This window comes from Ancylobacter sp. Lp-2 (assembly GCF_020523795.1).
Taxonomy (GTDB): Bacteria; Pseudomonadota; Alphaproteobacteria; order Rhizobiales; family Xanthobacteraceae; genus Ancylobacter.
Genome location: NZ_JAJALI010000001.1, coordinates 197,948 through 214,177, shown reverse-complemented (window position 1 = coordinate 214,177; position 16,230 = coordinate 197,948). Strand labels below are relative to the sequence as shown.

Below are 16,230 nucleotides of genomic sequence, written 5' to 3'. Positions count from 1 at the left end.
CATGACCCATTCCGACAAGTTTCGCCTTCCGGCCGGAGCCCTCGTCGCCGTGTGCGATGGGCGCAGGGCGCTGGTCCTGCGCAATGAGGGCGACGCGGCCTTCCCCAATCTGCGCACCCGCGAGGTGCATGAGCAGGACAACCCGCCGACCGCCGCCCAGGGCACCGACGCGCCCGGCCGGGTGCACCAGTCCACCGGCACCGCGCGCTCGGCGGTGGAGACCACCGATTTCCACGCGCTCGCCGAGGCCGCCTTCCTGCGCCGCATCGCCGAGCGGCTGGAGGCGCTGCTCGCCGCCGGCGAGGGCACCGCGCTGCTCATGGTCGCCTCGCCGCGTGCGCTCGGCGTGCTGCGCCCGCTCTATGGACGGGCGGTGCAGGAGGCGCTGATCGGCGAGGTCGACCGCGACATGGTGAAGCTGCCGGTCTACGAGATCGAGAAGCACGTCGCCGCCTGATTGCCGCCGCGGCGACTTCCGCCGGGCGCCCGCCACCGGCCGGCCGGTGTCGCGCGTTCGGCGTCGCGGGTTCCGTGCCCGGCGAAGCGGCTTTCCGACGGTCTTCCTTAAGGCGACTTGATCCAAGTCCGCCGCTCCGCCGTAATGGGGGCGTCGCCGACCCACCTGTCGCCCCCCGCCGGAGGACCGAATGTGAAGACGCTTTCCTTCTTCCGCCTGGTGGTCAGCGTCGGCCTGTGCCTGGCGGTGGGCGCCATCGGCTCGCTCGCCACCACGCCGAAGATCCCCACCTGGTACGCCGGTCTCGTCAAGCCGGCCTGGACGCCGCCCGACGCGGTGTTCCCGGTGGCGTGGACCACGCTCTATGTGCTGATGGCGGTGGCGCTGTGGCGGCTGTGGCAGCTGCACGGGCCCTCGCCGGCGCGGCGGCTGGCGGTGGCGCTATTCTTCCTGCAGCTGGCGCTCAACGCGCTGTGGTCGCCGGTGTTCTTCGGGCTGGAGGCGCCAGGGGCGGCGCTGGCCGTCATTATCCTGCTGATCGGCGCGGTCGTCGCCACCATCTGGGCCTCGTCCCGCGTCGACACCATCGCGGCGTGGCTGCTGGCGCCCTATCTCCTGTGGCTCGGCTATGCGACGGCGTTGAACGCTGCCATTGTGGCGATGAACTGAGCGGGCGCCCTCTCCGGCGCCCCGCCGCAGCGGAGGCCAGACGAGGCCATCTATGGATATTCTCTTCATCGCCAAGTTCGTGGTGTTGCCGATCGCCCTCGGGGCGGTGGCGGTGGTGCTGATCCTCGGCCTCGCCAACATGGTGCGCGGCGGCTCGCCGCTGCGCTCGCAGAAGCTGATGCAGTGGCGCGTGCTGCTGCAGGCGGTGGCGCTGTGCTTCGTGCTCGCCACCATCATCCTGATGCACCAGGGCTGAGGCGCCGCCATGGTCGTGCTCAACCGCATCTACACCCGCACCGGCGACGACGGCACCACCGCGCTCGGCTCTGGCGAACGCCGGCCCAAGCACGATTTGCGCGTCGCCGCCTATGGCACGGTGGACGAGACCAATGCGCTGATCGGCGTCGCCCGGCTGCATCTCGCTGTTCATCCCGACATGGACGCGATGCTGGCCCGCATCCAGAACGACCTGTTCGACCTCGGCGCTGATCTCTGCACCCCCGATGACGGCGTCGACCGGGGCTGGGAACCGCTGCGCATCGTCGCCGCGCAGGTCGACCGGCTGGAGCGCGACATCGACGTGCTGAACGCCGGGCTGAAGCCGCTGCGCTCCTTCGTGCTGCCGGCCGGCACGCCGGCGGCGGCGCATCTGCACGTCGCCCGCACCGTGTGCCGGCGCGCCGAGCGGATGATGGTCGAACTCGCCGGCCGCGAGGGCGAGATCGTCTCGCCGGCGGCGATCAAATATGCCAACCGCCTGTCCGACCTTTTGTTCGTCATGAGCCGGGTCGCCAATGCCGGCGCCGGCGGCGACGTGCTGTGGGTGCCGGCGGCGGGGCGGGAGTGAGCGCCGCTACGGTCGCGGGCCCGCCGCCGCGCCTGTTCGGCGCCAGCTACAGCGTCTATGTGCGCATCGCCCGGTTGGTGCTGGCCGAGAAGGGCGTCGCCTGCGAACAGGTTCCGGTCGACGTCTTCGCCCCGGATGGCCCACCGCCCGACTATCGCCAGCGCCACCCGTTCGGCCGCATCCCGGCCTTCGAGCATGACGGCTTCCGCCTGTACGAGACCGGCGCCATCACCCGCTATGTCGACGAGGCCTTCGCCGGGCCGGCGCTGCAACCCGCCGCTCCCCGGGCGCGGGCGCGGATGAACCAACTGATCGGCATCGCCGACGCCTATGCCTATCCGGCGCTGGTCTGGGGCGTCTATGTCGAGCGGGTGGAGAAGCCGGAGCGCGACATGCCCGCCAACGAGGCCGCCATCGCGGCGGCGCTGCCGCCGGCCCGCATCTGCCTCGCGGCGATGGCGGAGCTGATGGGCGAGGGGCCGTGGCTCGCCGGCGCCACGCTGTCGCTGGCGGACCTGCATCTGGCGCCGATGATCGGCTATTTCCTCAAGGCCCCGGAAGGCGCGGCGATGTTCGCCGGGTTTCCCGCTCTCGCCGACTGGTGGGCGCGTCTCGCCGGCCGGCCAAGCCTGGCGCTGCTCGCCGCGGAGGAGTGAGCGCGCACCGTCAAGTGTGTGGCGCCCGGCCGCGCGACGCGGCATTCTGTCGGGGCGGAGCGCCGGTGCCCGCGTGCCGATTCGCTCGAACCTCCATGCTGCTGCCGATCAATGACGACAACCCGCTGGAAGGCATCACCCACGCCTATGTCACCTGGGCGCTGATCGCGGTGAACATCGTGGTGTTCGTGCTGGTGCAGCACGGCTACCGGCCGGAGATCGACGTCGCTACCGTGTTCGGCTACGGCGCCATTCCGGCGGTGGTGCACCACGCGGCGGTGCTGCCGGCCGAATATGAGCGGCTGCCGGCCGAGCTGACGCTGATCTCCTACATGTTCCTGCATGGCGGCTGGCTGCATCTCGCCGGCAACATGGCCTTCCTCTGGGTGTTCGGCGACAATGTCGAGGACGCCCTCGGCCATGCCCGCTATTTCGTCTTCTACCTTGCCTGCGGCGTCGCCGGCGGGCTCGCCCATGCCTTCGCGGTGCCGGAATCGGCCTCGCCCCTGGTGGGGGCGTCGGCGGCGATCTCCGGGCTGGTCGGCGCCTATCTCATGCTGCATCCCAATGTGCGCATCTGGGTGCTGATGTTCATGCGCATCCCGATCCGGGTGCCGGCGATCTGGCCGCTCGGCGCCTGGATCGCCTTCCAGATGTGGAACGCCCTGCGCGCCGGCGAGGCCGATACCGCCTGGTGGGCGCATGTCGGCGGCCTCGCCACCGGCGCGGTGCTGGTGGTGTTCCTGCGCCGGTCCGGCGTGCCGCTCTGGGTGACGACGCGCGACGGCACCCCGGATGGCCATCCGCCGATCTGAGCTGCGGCTCGGCCCGGTCGACGCCCCCACCGGAGGGGGCGGATACAGGCGTGTCCCGTCTTTTGGAAATTTCAGAATTCCATAAGCGGCAAAAGGCTTCGCGTGGGTTCCCTTTCGTCGAATCGTTACGTTGACAGGCCGGGGGGCTGTCCATAGTTTCCCCGGCGCCTCGCGGGGTCGCGCCTGTCGCGCGCGGCGCCATTCCTGGAGTTCGAGACTGCCGACCCGCCGGTTGCGGGCGGCGGGAGATCCGGCTGATGAAGATCCTCGTGCCCGTCAAGCGGGTGGTCGACTACAATGTGAAGATCCGCGTCAAGCCGGATGGCTCCGGCGTCGAGCTCGCCAACATCAAGATGGCGATGAACCCCTTCGACGAGATCGCGGTGGAAGAGGCGCTGCGCCTCAAGGAAGCCGGCAAGGCGACCGAGGTGATCGCGGTGTCGGTCGGCCCGGCCAAGACCGAGGAGACCATCCGCACGGCGCTCGCCATGGGCGCGGATCGCGGCATCTGGGTGAAGACCGAGGACGCCGCCGTCGAGCCGCTGGCGGTGGCCAAGCTGCTCAAGGCCATCGTGGCACAGGAAGGTCCCGGCCTCGTCATCCTCGGCAAGCAGGCGATCGACGACGATTCGAACCAGACCGGCCAGATGCTGGCCGCGCTGCTCTCCTGGCCGCAGGCGACCTTCGCCTCCAAGGTGACCATCGAGGGCGAGACCGCCACGGTGATCCGCGAGATCGACGGCGGCCTGCAGACGCTGGAGCTCGCCCTGCCGGCGATCCTCACCACCGATCTGCGCCTCAACGAGCCGCGCTACGCCTCGCTGCCCAACATCATGAAGGCGAAGAAGAAGCCGATCGTCGAGACCACCCCGGTCGATCTCGGCGTCGACGTCGCCCCCAAGCTCGAAGTGCTGAAGACCGTCGAGCCCGGCGGGCGCTCGGCCGGCGTCAAGGTCGCCTCGGTGGCCGAGCTGGTCGACAAGCTGAAGAACGAAGCGGGAGTGATCTGAGATGGCGACCCTGCTGTTTGCCGAACATGACGACGCGCATCTGAACCCGGTCACCGCCCGCGCGCTGACCGCCGCTCTCGCGCTCGGCGCGCCGGTCACCGTCGCGGTGGTGGGCGAGAACGCCCGTCCCGCCGCCGAGGCCGCGGCCAAGCTCGAGGGCGTCGCCGAGGTGCTGCTGATCGACGCTCCCGCCTATGCGCATCGCCTGGCCGAGCCGGTGGCCGCGCTCGGCGTGGCGCTGGCCGCCGACTACGACGCGATCGTCGCCCCCTCCACCGCGGTGTGGAAGAGCGTGCTGCCGCGCATCGCCGCCCTCATCGACGTGATGCAGGTCTCCGACGTCACTGCCGTGGTGGCGCCCGACACTTTCGAGCGGCCGATCTATGCCGGCAACGCCATCCAGACCGTGCGCGCCGCCGGCAAGAAGGTGCTGACCATCCGCACCGCCGGCTTCGCCGCGGCGGGTGAAGCCGGCTCGGCGCCGATCCGCGAGGCCGGTGCCGCCGGCGAGGCGAAGAGCGCGACCTTCGTGTCGGAGCAGATCGCGCAGATGGCGCGTCCCGAGCTCACCGCGGCGCGGGTCATCGTTTCCGGCGGCCGGGCGCTCGGCTCGGCGGAGAACTTCCACGCCGTCGTCGAGCCGCTAGCCGATGTGCTGGGTGCCGCCGTCGGCGCCTCGCGCGCCGCGGTCGATGCCGGCTACGCACCGAATGACTGGCAGGTCGGCCAGACCGGCAAGGTGGTGGCGCCCGAGCTCTATGTCGCGCTCGGCATCTCCGGGGCGATCCAGCATCTCGCCGGCATGAAGGACTCGAAGGTGATCGTCGCCGTCAACAAGGACGAGGAAGCGCCGATCTTCCAGGTCGCCGATTACGGCCTGGTCGGCGACCTCTTCCAGATCGTGCCGGAACTGACGGCGGAAATCGCCAAGGTAAAGTCAAACAGCTGAGGCAAAAGGCGGGGAGCGGGATATAGTGGGTATCCCGCCCCCCATGGACGGTGGCGGCAACGGGCGAAGGTGATGGGTTTCGAGATCAAGCGCGTCGGCATCATTGGTGCCGGACAGATGGGCAATGGCATCGCGCATGTGTGCGCGCTCGCCGGCTACGACGTCATCATCAACGATCTCGTGGCCGACCGCATCAAGTCCGGCCTCGCCACCATCAACGGCAACATGACCCGGCAGGTGTCGAAGGGCCTCTATTCCGATGCCGAGAAGCAGGCGGCGCTCGCCCGCATCGGTGGCTCGGACAATATGGGCGACCTCGGCGATGCCGACCTCATCATCGAGGCGGCGGTCGAGAAGGAGGAGATCAAGCGCAAGATCTTCGCCGCCGTCTGCCCCTATCTGAAGCCGGAGGCGATCCTCGCCACCAACACCTCGTCGATCTCGATCACCCGGCTGGCGGCCACCACCGACCGGCCGGAGCGCTTCATCGGCATCCACTTCATGAACCCGGTGCCGATCATGCAGCTCGTCGAGCTGGTTCGCGGCATCGCCACCGAGGACGAAACCTTCGAGCTCTCCAAGGGCTTCGTCACCCGGCTGAACAAGACCTATGCGGTGTCGGAGGATTTCCCGGCCTTCATGGTCAACCGCATCCTGCTGCCGATGATCAACGAGGCGATCTACACGCTGTATGAGGGCGTGGGCTCGGTCGACGCCATCGACACCGCGATGCGGTTAGGGGCCAACCACCCGATGGGGCCGCTGCAGCTCGCCGATTTCATCGGCCTCGATACCTGCCTGTCGATCATGCAGGTGCTGCATGAGGGGCTGGCCGATTCGAAGTACCGGCCCTGCCCGCTGCTGGTGAAATATGTCGAGGCCGGCTGGCTCGGCCGCAAGACCCAGCGCGGCTTCTACGACTATCGCGGCGAGAAGCCGATCCCGACCCGCTGAGGCGGCCGGCGCTCTCCTGACGCCGTCCCGACGCTTCCGCCTTCCCGGTCTCAGCCGGGAGGCGGCCTTGTGCCGTGGCAGAACAGCGTCGCGCAGGCCTGGGCGAGCTCCCGGCGCCGGTCGTCGTTTCCCTCCATCCGCCCGAACTGCTCGAGCAGCCCCACCAGCAGGCGGGCGATGAACTCGGCCGGCAGGTCGTCGCGGAACAGGCGGTCGGCCTGTTCGCGGGCGATGTTGTCCGCCACCCAGTGCACCAGCCGCGCCTTGGTGGTGGTGCAGCCCGGCGGCTGGAAGAAGCCGATCTCCGTCAGCTCGCGATCCTCAGCCATCAGGTCGAGGAAGCGCCGGAAGCTCAGTGCCACCCGGTCGGTGAACTCGGCCTGCGGGATGGAGGGGTCGAGCAGGTTGCCGAGCGTGGTCTGCTGCAGCCGCTGGCGAAACGCTTCCACCCGGTCCTCATAGGCGGCTTCCTTGCTGGCGAAGTAGAGATAGAAGGTCGGCTGGGTGACGCCGGCCTCGCGCACGATGTCGGCGACCCGCGTCGCCTCATAGCCCTCGCGCGCGAAGACGCGGGTCGCCGCGCGGCGCAGCCGCTCGCGGGTTCGCTCGCCCTTGGTGGCCTCGGCCGGAACCGGCGCCGACATCCTCTTCGCTCCCGGTTGGATATGCGCACTGTGCATGGCTTCGCGACGGCCTGCCCGCCGATCATACTCGACGATAATATTACTCGTCAGTATGTTTTCCGTGCCGTGCCACAGGAGAAGCCCATGACCGTCCCCGTCGTCGCCATGTTCCTCGTCAAGCCGGGTTCGGAAAGCCTTGTCGAAGGCCTGTTCCGGGGCGTCATCGCCGCCACCCATGCCGAGGAGGGCTGCATCGCCTACCAGCTCAACCGCGATCTGGACGAGCCGCGCCGCTTCGTCTGGACCGAGGAATGGGCGAGCCGCGAGCTGTTGGACAAGCATCTGGTGGCGCCTCATATCGTCGAGCTTTTCGCCCAGCTGCCTGCGCATATCGAGGATTCGGCAGTGATCGCGCTGCGGCCGCTCGCCGGCGGCGCCGCGACGCCGGCCTGAGGCTGCGCCTTCCGTCACCCCGAGGATCTTTCCCGGCGGACCTGCCGAACCGGGGACCATCGGCCCGCACGGGTGGAACCGGCCAGCCGGTCGCGTTAGATGGTCAGGCAAGGTTGCCATCGCCTGCGCTGGTTGCCCCGGCTCTCCTCATGGCGGGTTTCCGGTCCGTCGATGCCGGTCCGGCCTTCCCCTTTACCTGCCCACTACTGGCACGCCGCGCCGCAGCGATCGGATACCGTCGACATCTCCCAGGCGCGCCACAGCACCGCGTCGGCATCGGCGCCGTCCGGTCGCACGGCAATCCACGCGCTCCCCGCGCTGCGGTGGCCAGGAGCGGCGCGCCGTCGAAATCGATCTCGACGCTCACCGCCGCCCTGCCCACCTCGGCTCCGAGTCGGGCGGCGGCGTAGTGCAGGTCGTTGCAAAGGCGCTCGCCGATGACGAGACCCGGCAATTATTCCGAAGCCCAGTCTGCCGCCGCCGACATCCTCCGGTCTTCCCATGGTGCCGGCCCAGCCCTTCGCCGCCCGGGTATCCGCGATGCTGTGCCGTCGTGCCGTCGCATCGCCTCCATGTCGGCCCGCCCTCCCGCTCCAGTCTCCTGAGTGTCCGTTCGGCGTGCCGGCTCCGCCTTCAGGCGCAAGCGGTCACACGGCTTCGACGCTCAGGTGGATATCGCGATGATGGGGAGAGGCGTCATCGGGCGCCGGGGCGCGTCTTGTCGCGCCCGGCGCCCGGCATCTTCTCCATGGCCCCGCGTGTCCCACGGTTGCAGCGACGGGGCCGGGGCCGGACACGTTCCGGCCCGCCTCCGCCTCCCGGCCGGTCCCGCCGGTCGGAAGGCGCAAAGGCAGATGCCGGTCCGCCGTCAGGCGGCGGCCAGCTCCAGATGCACGCCGCGGCGGAGCGAGTTGCCCACCGCCGAGGTCGTGAAGGCCTTGGTGATCAGTTCCTGATCGTTCACGTCGCGCGGCAGCGCGCTCACCTGGGCGGTGAGACGGGCGCCGGTCGCCATGGGTGGCTCGCCGTCGAAGTCCACCTCCACGCTCACCGACACCTCGGTGAGGATCACCCCCATCGCGTGGGCCGTGAGGTGAAGGTCGTTGCAGAAACAGCCGCCGATGGCGAGCGCCAGCAGCTGATTGCCGTTGAAGCCGAGGCCCGCACCTCCGGCTACCCCCTCCGCCCGGTCTACCGTCACCGTATGACCGCCGACCCATCCGGTCGCGGCCTGGGTGCCCGGCATGCTCCTTAGCTCGACATGCGTCGTCGCCATGGTGGCCTCCCGGTTCATACCCTCCGGCTGCCGGTATTCACCGGCCAGCGAAAGGCCCGCCATGCTCCTCCGCTCCGGTCGATCCCGCAAGTCCCTCCCGGAGCACCGCTGGCACGGTAGCCGGCGGCCTCAATTGCCCCAGCGGCCGGGGGCATAGAAGCTCTCCGCCCGGTCGCGCTCGTTCAGGGTGAAGTGGTGGTCGGCCGGCGGGTGGGCGCGCTGCTCGCAGTCGAGGCGCGGGCAGATGCGGCAGCCGACGCCGATCGGCACGGTCTGGCTGGGGTCGGCGAGGTCGATGCCATCGGCATAGACCAGGCTGCCGGCATGGGCGATGTGGCAGCCGAGGCCGATGGACAGGTGCCGGCGCGGCGCCTGGTAGCCGTGCCCGCCGCGGGCATAGGAGCGGGCGATGCAGAAATAGCGCTGGCCCTCCGGCATCTGGCTGATCTGCACGTTGATCCGCTCGGGATGCAGGAAGGCGGAATAGACGTTCCAGCGCGGGCAGGCGCCGGAATGGCGGGAGATGCGGATGCCGGAGAGCGAGAAGCGCTTGGATATGTTGCCGGCTATATCGGTACGGATCAGGTGCAGCGGCACGCCCATCTGGCCCGGACGCTGCAGCGTCGTCATGCGCTGGCACACCTGCTCGAAGCTGACGCGAAACCGCCGCTGGATGCGCTCTATGTCGTAGCGGGTCTCGCGGCAGGCCTTGAGAAACGGCTCGTAGGGCATGATTAGTGCGCCGGCAAAATAAGAAGCCAGTGCGTTGCGCGCCACCACCGGCGCGTCGGCCGGCAGGTCGCTGTCCTCGATTAGCGCGTCGATCTCCGCCCCGGCGGCGAACAGGCCGATCTGGTGCGCCACCGCGAAGGCGGCGGAGGCCGGCTCCAGCACCTCGGCGGTCAGCACCTCGCGCCGCTCCGGGTCGTAGCGCCGGGCGATGCCGGCCGGCAGGTTGGCGGTGCGCCAGTTCAGCCCGAACACGTTGAACAGGTAGTTGCGCAGCCCGTAGTCGAGCGAATCCGGCTCGGCGTCGACATCGGCGCGCACCCGCTCGGCCGCCGTCTCCAGCGTCGGGAAGTGGTTGGCGTTGGCCTGGATGAAGTCGGAGACCGCGTCGGTGGCCGGATGCCCGCCGGTCATCTGGCCGCCGGCCGCCGGTACGCCTGGCTCGGCCGCTCCCGCGCCGCCGGCCCGCGCGCCGCGCAGTGCGCGATACTGGTCGTAGAGCCGCACCACCGCCCGGCCGATCGCCGGGTTGGAATTGGCGAGGTCGCGCACATCCTGGTTGGTCAGGCTGGAATCGGCGAACACCTCGTCGCCGAACAGCTCCATCAAATCGCCGATCAGCCGGGTCTCATCATTCTCGACGAGTTCGCCCGGCTCGATGCCGAAGAAGCCGGCGAGCTTCAAGAGCAGCGGCACGGTGATGCGCCGGCGATTGTGCTCGATCAGGTTGAGATAGCTCGCCGAAATGGCGAGCGCGCTCGCCAGCTCCGCCTGCGAGACGCCGCGCTGGCGCCTCAGCCGCTGGATGCGCCCGCCGACCTGGGGATCGTCCGTCGCCATCGCTTTGCTCGCTTTACAATCCGCGTTGAAGAACTTTACAACGCTTTTCAGCTTAACACCATGATTTTCTTATATATATTGCTTTGCGGCGCCGTGTGGTCAAATCTTTACATCAGCCAAACACGGAGCGCGACCATGTCGACCCACACTCACCGCACCCGCAGCCACCGCACCGAGAGCGACGAGTTCATCACCATCATCGGTCAGAATGCCGAGGAGGTGAGCCGCGTCTACGCCAAGGACGGCCTGGCGGCGAAGGGCTTCTCGATCCTGCACCGCATGGGCCGCCACAGCTTCCGCCTGCCGGAAGGCTCGCCGCTCGCCGCGCATCTCGGTCCCGAACCGATGGTGGCCGCCACCTATATGCGCCGGGCCGGCAGCTGAGGCACCGGCGCGGCAGAGCGCGAAATCCCGGGCGGCCCGCTTAAACGGCGCCCCTAAACGCCAGCGGTACGGCCGATGTCCGTGCCGCCGCGCCGCCCGGCCGATCCGCGCCTTCCGCCTTCCCGGCCCGACCGCTCCGCAAGCCCCGCTCCGCCATTGCATCTGTAAAGGCTTTACCGAGGATATCATGCTCGACACCGCCCGCCCCGATCCCAACCAGCCCTTCCCCGCGCCGCACTGGGCGCCCGACCGCTGGAACGGCATCTCCCGCACCTTCACCCCCGCCGACGTGGCCAAGCTCGCGGGCTCGCTCCGCATCGAGCACACCCTTGCCCAGCACGGCGCCCGCAAGCTGTGGGAGCTGCTGCACGACCGCGACTTCCTGCCCACCTTCGGCGCCTATACCGGCAACCAGGCGGTGCAGCAGGTGAAGGGCGGGCTGGAGGCGATCTACCTCTCCGGCTGGCAGGTCGCCGCCGACGGCAATTCGTCCGGCGACATGTACCCGGACCAGAGCCTCTACCCGGTCGACAGCGTCCCGGCGGTGGTCCGCCGCATCAACAAGGCGCTGCTGCGCGCCGACCAGATCCAGACGCTGGAGCGCCACGAGGGCAAGGCCGACGGCAAGACCGACTATGTCGTGCCGATCATTGCCGATGCCGAGGCCGGCTTCGGCGGCCAGCTCAACGCCTATGAGCTGACCAAGGCGCTGATCGAGGCCGGCGCGGCGGCGGTCCACTTCGAGGACCAGCTGGCGTCGGAGAAGAAGTGCGGCCATCTCGGCGGCAAGGTGCTCGTCCCCACCCGCACCTTCATCCGCACGCTGAACGCCGCCCGCCTCGCCGCCGACGTGCTCGGCGTGCCCACGGTGATCATGGCGCGCACCGACGCCGAGGCCGCGCGGCTCATCACCTCGGACATCGACGAGACCGACGCGCCCTTCATCACCGGCGAGCGCACGGCGGAAGGCTTCTACCGGCTGAAGGGCGGCTTCGAGGCCGGCATCGCCCGCGCGGTGGCCTACGCCCCCTATGCCGACCTGTTGTGGTGCGAGACCTCGACGCCGAGCCTCGACGATGCCCGCCGCTTCGCCGAGGGGGTGCACAAGGTCCATCCCGGCAAGATGCTGGCCTATAATTGCTCGCCCTCGTTCAACTGGGCGAAGCACATGGACCGCGCGGCGATGAAGCGGTTCCAGGCCGAACTGGGCGCGATGGGCTACAAGTACCAGTTCATCACGCTGGCCGGCTATCACTCGGTGAGCTTCACCACCTTCGACCTCGCCCGTCGCTACAAGCAGGACGGCATGGCCGCCTATTCCGAGCTGCAGCAGGCGGAGTTCGCTGCCGAGGCCGAGGGCTTCACCGCCATCCGCCACCAGCGCGAGGTCGGTACCTCCTATTTCGACGCCATCGCCACCGCGCTCACCAACGGCATGAGCGCCACCACGGCGATGCAGGACTCGACCGAGACCGCGCAGTTCTGAGGCGATCCCTTTGGGGAGGCGGCCGGCTTCCGAGACGACCGTCTCACTTGCCCTCTCCGGCGGCCCCGCCGGAGAGGGTTTTTCATGTGCGCGACGGCGCCTCAGCCCCGGCGCGGCGAACTCGGCCGGGCCTGCGCGGCCTCGATCTGCGCGCGGGTGAAGGCGAGCGCCTGCCGGGCCAGCGCCTCGCCATCGGCCCAGAGATTGCGCCAGATGGCGAGGTCGCCGGAGAGCTGCTCGGCCACCACGGTGGAGGAGAAGCTCTCGAAGGTGATCGGCCCGGCATAGGAGATGTCGTCGAGCGCGTGGAAGAAGCCGGTGAAGTCGATGTGGCCGGAGCCGAGCGGCCCGCGATGGTTCTCGCCGATATGCACATAGCCGAGCCGGTCGCCGACCAGATGCAGCGGGCGGACGAAATCGTCCTCCTCGATGTTCATGTGGTAGGTGTCGAGATGGATCATGACATTGTCGGCGCCGATTTCGTCGGCGAGCACCAGCGCCTGCGCGGCGGTGTTGATCACGTGGGTCTCGTAGCGGTTCACCACTTCGAGCCCGAGGGTGACGCCGAGCGCCGCCGCGTCCTTGGACAGGTCCTTCAGCACCGCCACCGCATTGGCGCGCCCGCGCGGGCTCACCGGCCGGGCATATTTGCAGAAGGCCGAGAACAGCCCGCCGGTCAGCACCGTGCCGCCGAGGGCGGCGGTCTTCTCGATGGAGGATTTGAGCAGCTTCGCACCGCGCTCCACCACGGCGGGGTCCTCGTGCGATACGTCGGCATCGATGGAGAGGCCGCGCGAGCAGGAGACTTTCAGCCCGGCCGCCGCGATGGTCGCGCGGGCATGAGCGGTGTCGAGCCCGTCGAGCCCGTGCAGCGAGAGTTCGAGCAGGTCGTAGCCGGTCTCGGCCGTGCGTTTCACGGCGAATTCGATGCCTTCGCGCGAGGTGTCGCCGACCCAGACGAGGGCGTGGACACCGAGCAGGTTGCGGGATGGCAGAGTTGCGGGCGGATTGGGCGCTGGATGGGTCAAGGCGGGATCCTCCTTCGGGCACAGGCCTCCGGCCCGGGTCCGGTGCCCGAGCTTGGGGAGCTGGCGTGCGGCATTGGGCCGAATCGGCCGCCTCCTGCATAGCGCCGATCCCTCGCCGGCCGGAAGGCAAGCTCTTTCCCGCCGCCCTGTTCCGCCCCGCTCGCGTCGCTACGCCCGCCGTCCGAACAGCATCTTCGCCGGCCGGCCGTCGATCGCCGCCAGCCCGAGCGCGATCAGCGCGAAGCCGGCGATCTCGCGCGCCTCCAGCGCCTCGCCCAGCACCAGCGCCCCGAGCAGGATGGCGCTCACCGGCACCAGAAAGGTCACCAGCGAGATGTTGGTGGCGCCGTTGCGGCCGAGGATGCGGAAATAGATGACGAAGGCGATGCCGGTCGACAGCGCGCCGAGGCCGATCAGCGCGCCGATGACATGCGGCGAGGGCACCGGCAGGCGCCAGGGCTGCTCGAACAGCGCCGCCACCGGCACCAGCAGCACGGTGGCGCAGATCAGCTGCATCATGGCGACGCCGAGCGGCGGCAGGCCGCGAAACCGCCGGCCATAGACGGCGGCGAAGCCGTAGGACACCGTCGCGCCGATGGCGGCGAGCTGCGCCGGCAGCTCATGGCCGCCGAGCCGGCCGAGCAGCGCCGGCCCCATCATCACCGCGACGCCGGCAAAGCCGACCGCCACGCCGATCAGCCGGCCGGCGGTCAGCTTCTCGTCGCGGGTGAACACCTGCGCCACCAGCACGGTGAACAAAGGCGTCGCGGCGTTGAGGATGGAGGAAAGCCCGCTCGGCAGATGCTGCTGCGACCAGGCGATCAGGCTGAACGGGATCACCGTCGACAACAGGGCGATGACGACGAACTGGCTGAGCAGCCGCCGGTCGAGCGGCAGGTGGATGCCGTTCAGCCGGGCGATCAGCGCCACCACCACCGCGCCGATGGCGACGCGGGTGAGCACCATGGTCAGCGGCGGAATCTCGGCGATGGCAATCTTGCCGAAGAAGAACGAGCCGCCCCAGATCACCGAGAGCAGCACCAGCAGCCCCCAGTCCACCGGTCCCATCGGCACGACGCCGGAGGAGGACGGGCCGGGGCGGACGGTCGGGCGGGGCATGGAACTCTCCGGGCAGGCGATGCGGCGCGGTCGTCACGTGCAGGGGCGGGCGATCGCAACCACGCCGGTCGTGGGGAGATACCAGCCGGCCGCCGGCGGCGCCACCCGTTTCGGGTGACGATCGTCACGCCGGCCATGGCCGAGCTGCCAGCCGGGGGATTCGTAGGGCCTGGAAGCGCCTCCGGGCGGGAGATGTCTTAGAGCGGAAGAACCTCAGAGCGGAAGGCTTGCCAGCCAGGCGGCGAAGCGGTCCGGCCATTGGGCGCTCGGGGTGCCCGGCCGACCGAGGCCGAAGCCATGGCCGCCGCTCGCCAGCATATCGAGCTCCACCGGTACGCCGGCGCGCCGGCAGGCTTCCGCCATCAGCGGCGCCTGGCGTGGGTCGCTCACCGGGTCGTCGGCGGCCTGTACGAGGAAGGTCGGCGGGTAGCGGGCATCGACATAGGTTTCGGCCGACCATGCCGCCGCGTCGTCCGGCAGGGGATGCCGGCCGACCAGCTGGCGCTGCGCCGAGGTCGGGTGCAGCGTCCCGGAAAGGGTGAGCACCGGATAGATCAGCGCCGCGAAATCCACCCGCGCGCTGGCCGTGTCGGCGGCGTCGACGGCGGGATAGGCGCCCATTGGCGCCGCGCCGGCGGCGAGCGCCATCAGATGCGCCCCGGAGGAGAAGCCGAGCACGCCGACCCGGCGGATCCCCGGCCCCGCGACGCCGGAGGCGAGCAGATGCAGCGCCCGCCGCGCATCCTGCAACGGCGCCGCCGGCCCGGCGCCCCAGCCCTCGCCGGGCAGCCGATAGTCGAGCACCGCCGCCGCAAATCCGCGCGCGGCGAGCCAGCGCGCCGCCGGCAGCGCCTCCTTGCCGTCCTCGATGCGCCGGTAGCCGCCACCGGAGGCGACCAGCACCACGGTCCCGGCGGGGCGCTCGGGCAGGAACAGCGTCAGGGTCGGTCGCGAGATGTTGCTGAGCGCGCCACGCCGGTCGATGTCGGTGGTGCCCTGTGGTCCGCCGCCGCCGGGCGGCACCTCCGGCCAGAGCGGCAGCACGCGCGGCGCTGGAAGCTCCCCCGCCGCCGCAGCCCCGCCGCCGGCGAGCAGCGTCAGCAAGGCGAGCAGCTCGCGCCGGTTCACCGCCGGGGCCTGCCGTCAGGGATTGGCGTAGGCGGCCCGGGCGGCGTCGACCAGCGCCAGCGCCTCCGGGCTCGCCCATTCCGCCGGCCCGGCGATATGGCCGATCTCGCAGCCCTCGGCGTCGATGAGCATGGTGGTCGGCAGGCCGAAGCCGCGCCCGACGGCGCGCAGGTCCTGGAAGGCCTTCGCCTTGGGGTCGGTATAGAGCGCGAGGTTGCGGATCCCCGTCTCCTGGTAGAAGCGCTTCGGCTTGTCACCGTCGCGGGTGTCGATGTTGATGGCGACCACCTCGAAGCCGTTGCCGCCGCGCTCGGCCTGCAACTTGTCGAGCGCCGGCATCTCGGTGCGGCAGGGCACGCACCAGGTCGCCCAGATGTTGACCAGCCGCAGCCCGTCGCCGCCGATCTCGGCGAGCCGGGTCGACGCCCCGTCGGGAGCGAGGATCGCGAGGTCGGGAATGCGGGTCGGCTTCAGCGTCGGGGCGAAGGCGGCGAGCTCCCCCTTGGCGAGGTCGCCGAGCTTGCGCGCGGCGTCGCCGGCCCTGCTGCACTGACCGGCCTCGACCGAGGCCGAATTGGCCTGACTGGTCACCTCACTGGCCTCACCGGCGGATGGATTGGCAGGCCCGGTGGCGACGACCGGCGCGTCGGCGTTGCGCAGCCCCCCTCCGATCCCGTATACGCCAGCAAACCCGGCGGCGCCGCCCAGGACAAGGGCGAGCGCGGCATACAGGGCAAGCCGTCCGCCGTGCCCGCGACCTTTGCCCGGAGGGGTCGGATCGATGGGCTCTGGTCGTTCGGTCATGGC

19 protein-coding genes are annotated in these 16,230 nt (G+C 70.0%); 12 read left to right on the top strand and 7 right to left on the bottom strand.

The window, feature by feature from the left end; genetic code table 11:
- Position 1: 1 nt before the first annotated feature.
- The 9 genes from LGR54_RS01035 to LGR54_RS00995 all read left to right on the top strand — a co-directional run bounded on the left by LGR54_RS01035 (position 2) and on the right by LGR54_RS00995 (position 6,357).
- Positions 2–457, top strand: coding sequence for a host attachment protein (locus LGR54_RS01035; RefSeq protein WP_230360131.1), 456 nt, complete (start codon positions 2–4; stop codon positions 455–457).
- 192 nt (positions 458–649) lie between these two features.
- Positions 650–1,126, top strand: coding sequence for a TspO/MBR family protein (locus LGR54_RS01030; RefSeq protein WP_230360130.1), 477 nt, complete (start codon positions 650–652; stop codon positions 1,124–1,126).
- 52 nt (positions 1,127–1,178) lie between these two features.
- On the top strand, positions 1,179–1,382 hold the full coding sequence (locus LGR54_RS01025; RefSeq protein WP_230360129.1) for a twin transmembrane helix small protein: 204 nt from the start codon (positions 1,179–1,181) through the stop codon (positions 1,380–1,382).
- Between the two features lie 9 nt (positions 1,383–1,391).
- Positions 1,392–1,973: a cob(I)yrinic acid a,c-diamide adenosyltransferase gene (locus LGR54_RS01020; RefSeq protein WP_230360128.1), complete on the top strand. Its 582-nt coding sequence runs from the start codon at positions 1,392–1,394 to the stop codon at positions 1,971–1,973.
- Complete coding sequence (locus LGR54_RS01015) at positions 1,970–2,629, top strand: glutathione S-transferase family protein (RefSeq protein WP_230360127.1); 660 nt, start codon at positions 1,970–1,972, stop codon at positions 2,627–2,629. The genes LGR54_RS01020 and LGR54_RS01015 overlap by 4 nt, the downstream gene beginning before the upstream one ends.
- Positions 2,630–2,724: 95 nt before the next feature.
- Entirely contained in the window at positions 2,725–3,444 is a 720-nt protein-coding gene (locus LGR54_RS01010) for a rhomboid family intramembrane serine protease (RefSeq protein WP_230360126.1), read from the top strand.
- A 257-nt stretch (positions 3,445–3,701) separates the two neighbouring features.
- A complete protein-coding gene (locus LGR54_RS01005; protein ID WP_230360125.1) occupies positions 3,702–4,454 on the top strand; it encodes an electron transfer flavoprotein subunit beta/FixA family protein in 753 nt (250 codons plus the stop codon).
- Between the two features lies 1 nt (position 4,455).
- Positions 4,456–5,403, top strand: a complete 948-nt coding sequence (locus tag LGR54_RS01000) for an electron transfer flavoprotein subunit alpha/FixB family protein (RefSeq protein ID WP_230360124.1) — start codon at positions 4,456–4,458, stop codon at positions 5,401–5,403.
- Positions 5,404–5,475: 72 nt separating this feature from the next.
- A complete protein-coding gene (locus LGR54_RS00995) occupies positions 5,476–6,357 on the top strand; it encodes a 3-hydroxybutyryl-CoA dehydrogenase (protein ID WP_230360123.1) in 882 nt (293 codons plus the stop codon).
- A gap of 50 nt (positions 6,358–6,407) precedes the next feature.
- On the opposite strand, the gene LGR54_RS00990 is transcribed toward LGR54_RS00995, so the two are convergent.
- Positions 6,408–7,001, bottom strand: coding sequence for a TetR/AcrR family transcriptional regulator (locus LGR54_RS00990; protein ID WP_230360122.1), 594 nt, complete (start codon positions 6,999–7,001; stop codon positions 6,408–6,410).
- 123 nt (positions 7,002–7,124) lie between these two features.
- Here LGR54_RS00990 and LGR54_RS00985 point away from each other — a divergent pair, with 123 nt between their 5' ends.
- Entirely contained in the window at positions 7,125–7,433 is a 309-nt protein-coding gene (locus tag LGR54_RS00985) for a putative quinol monooxygenase (RefSeq protein ID WP_230360121.1), read from the top strand.
- 868 nt (positions 7,434–8,301) lie between these two features.
- Here LGR54_RS00985 and LGR54_RS00980 read toward each other — a convergent pair.
- Both LGR54_RS00980 and LGR54_RS00975 read right to left on the bottom strand, forming a co-directional pair.
- The gene (locus LGR54_RS00980) at positions 8,302–8,772 is read right to left on the bottom strand and encodes an OsmC family protein (RefSeq protein ID WP_370638102.1); all 471 of its coding nucleotides are present in this window, start codon (positions 8,770–8,772) and stop codon (positions 8,302–8,304) included.
- A gap of 66 nt (positions 8,773–8,838) precedes the next feature.
- Positions 8,839–10,278 (bottom strand): short-chain fatty acyl-CoA regulator family protein, encoded by a 1,440-nt coding sequence (locus LGR54_RS00975; RefSeq protein WP_230360120.1) that lies wholly within the window; start codon positions 10,276–10,278, stop codon positions 8,839–8,841.
- Between the two features lie 135 nt (positions 10,279–10,413).
- On the opposite strand from LGR54_RS00975, the gene LGR54_RS00970 reads away from it, so the two are divergent.
- Entirely contained in the window at positions 10,414–10,662 is a 249-nt protein-coding gene (locus LGR54_RS00970) for a hypothetical protein (RefSeq protein WP_230360119.1), read from the top strand.
- Positions 10,663–10,849: 187 nt separating this feature from the next.
- Positions 10,850–12,148: an isocitrate lyase gene (aceA, locus tag LGR54_RS00965; RefSeq protein WP_230360118.1), complete on the top strand. Its 1,299-nt coding sequence runs from the start codon at positions 10,850–10,852 to the stop codon at positions 12,146–12,148.
- A gap of 101 nt (positions 12,149–12,249) precedes the next feature.
- Here the strand turns inward: aceA and LGR54_RS00960 are convergent, their stop codons facing one another.
- The 4 genes from LGR54_RS00960 to LGR54_RS00945 all read right to left on the bottom strand — a co-directional run bounded on the left by LGR54_RS00960 (position 12,250) and on the right by LGR54_RS00945 (position 16,227).
- Positions 12,250–13,176: a sugar phosphate isomerase/epimerase gene (locus LGR54_RS00960; RefSeq protein WP_230360117.1), complete on the bottom strand. Its 927-nt coding sequence runs from the start codon at positions 13,174–13,176 to the stop codon at positions 12,250–12,252.
- 168 nt (positions 13,177–13,344) lie between these two features.
- On the bottom strand, positions 13,345–14,295 hold the full coding sequence (locus LGR54_RS00955; RefSeq protein WP_230360116.1) for a DMT family transporter: 951 nt from the start codon (positions 14,293–14,295) through the stop codon (positions 13,345–13,347).
- Positions 14,296–14,508: 213 nt separating this feature from the next.
- A complete protein-coding gene (locus LGR54_RS00950) occupies positions 14,509–15,423 on the bottom strand; it encodes an alpha/beta hydrolase (protein WP_230360115.1) in 915 nt (304 codons plus the stop codon).
- 15 nt (positions 15,424–15,438) lie between these two features.
- A complete protein-coding gene (locus tag LGR54_RS00945) occupies positions 15,439–16,227 on the bottom strand; it encodes a TlpA disulfide reductase family protein (protein WP_230360114.1) in 789 nt (262 codons plus the stop codon).
- Positions 16,228–16,230 lie beyond the last annotated feature (3 nt).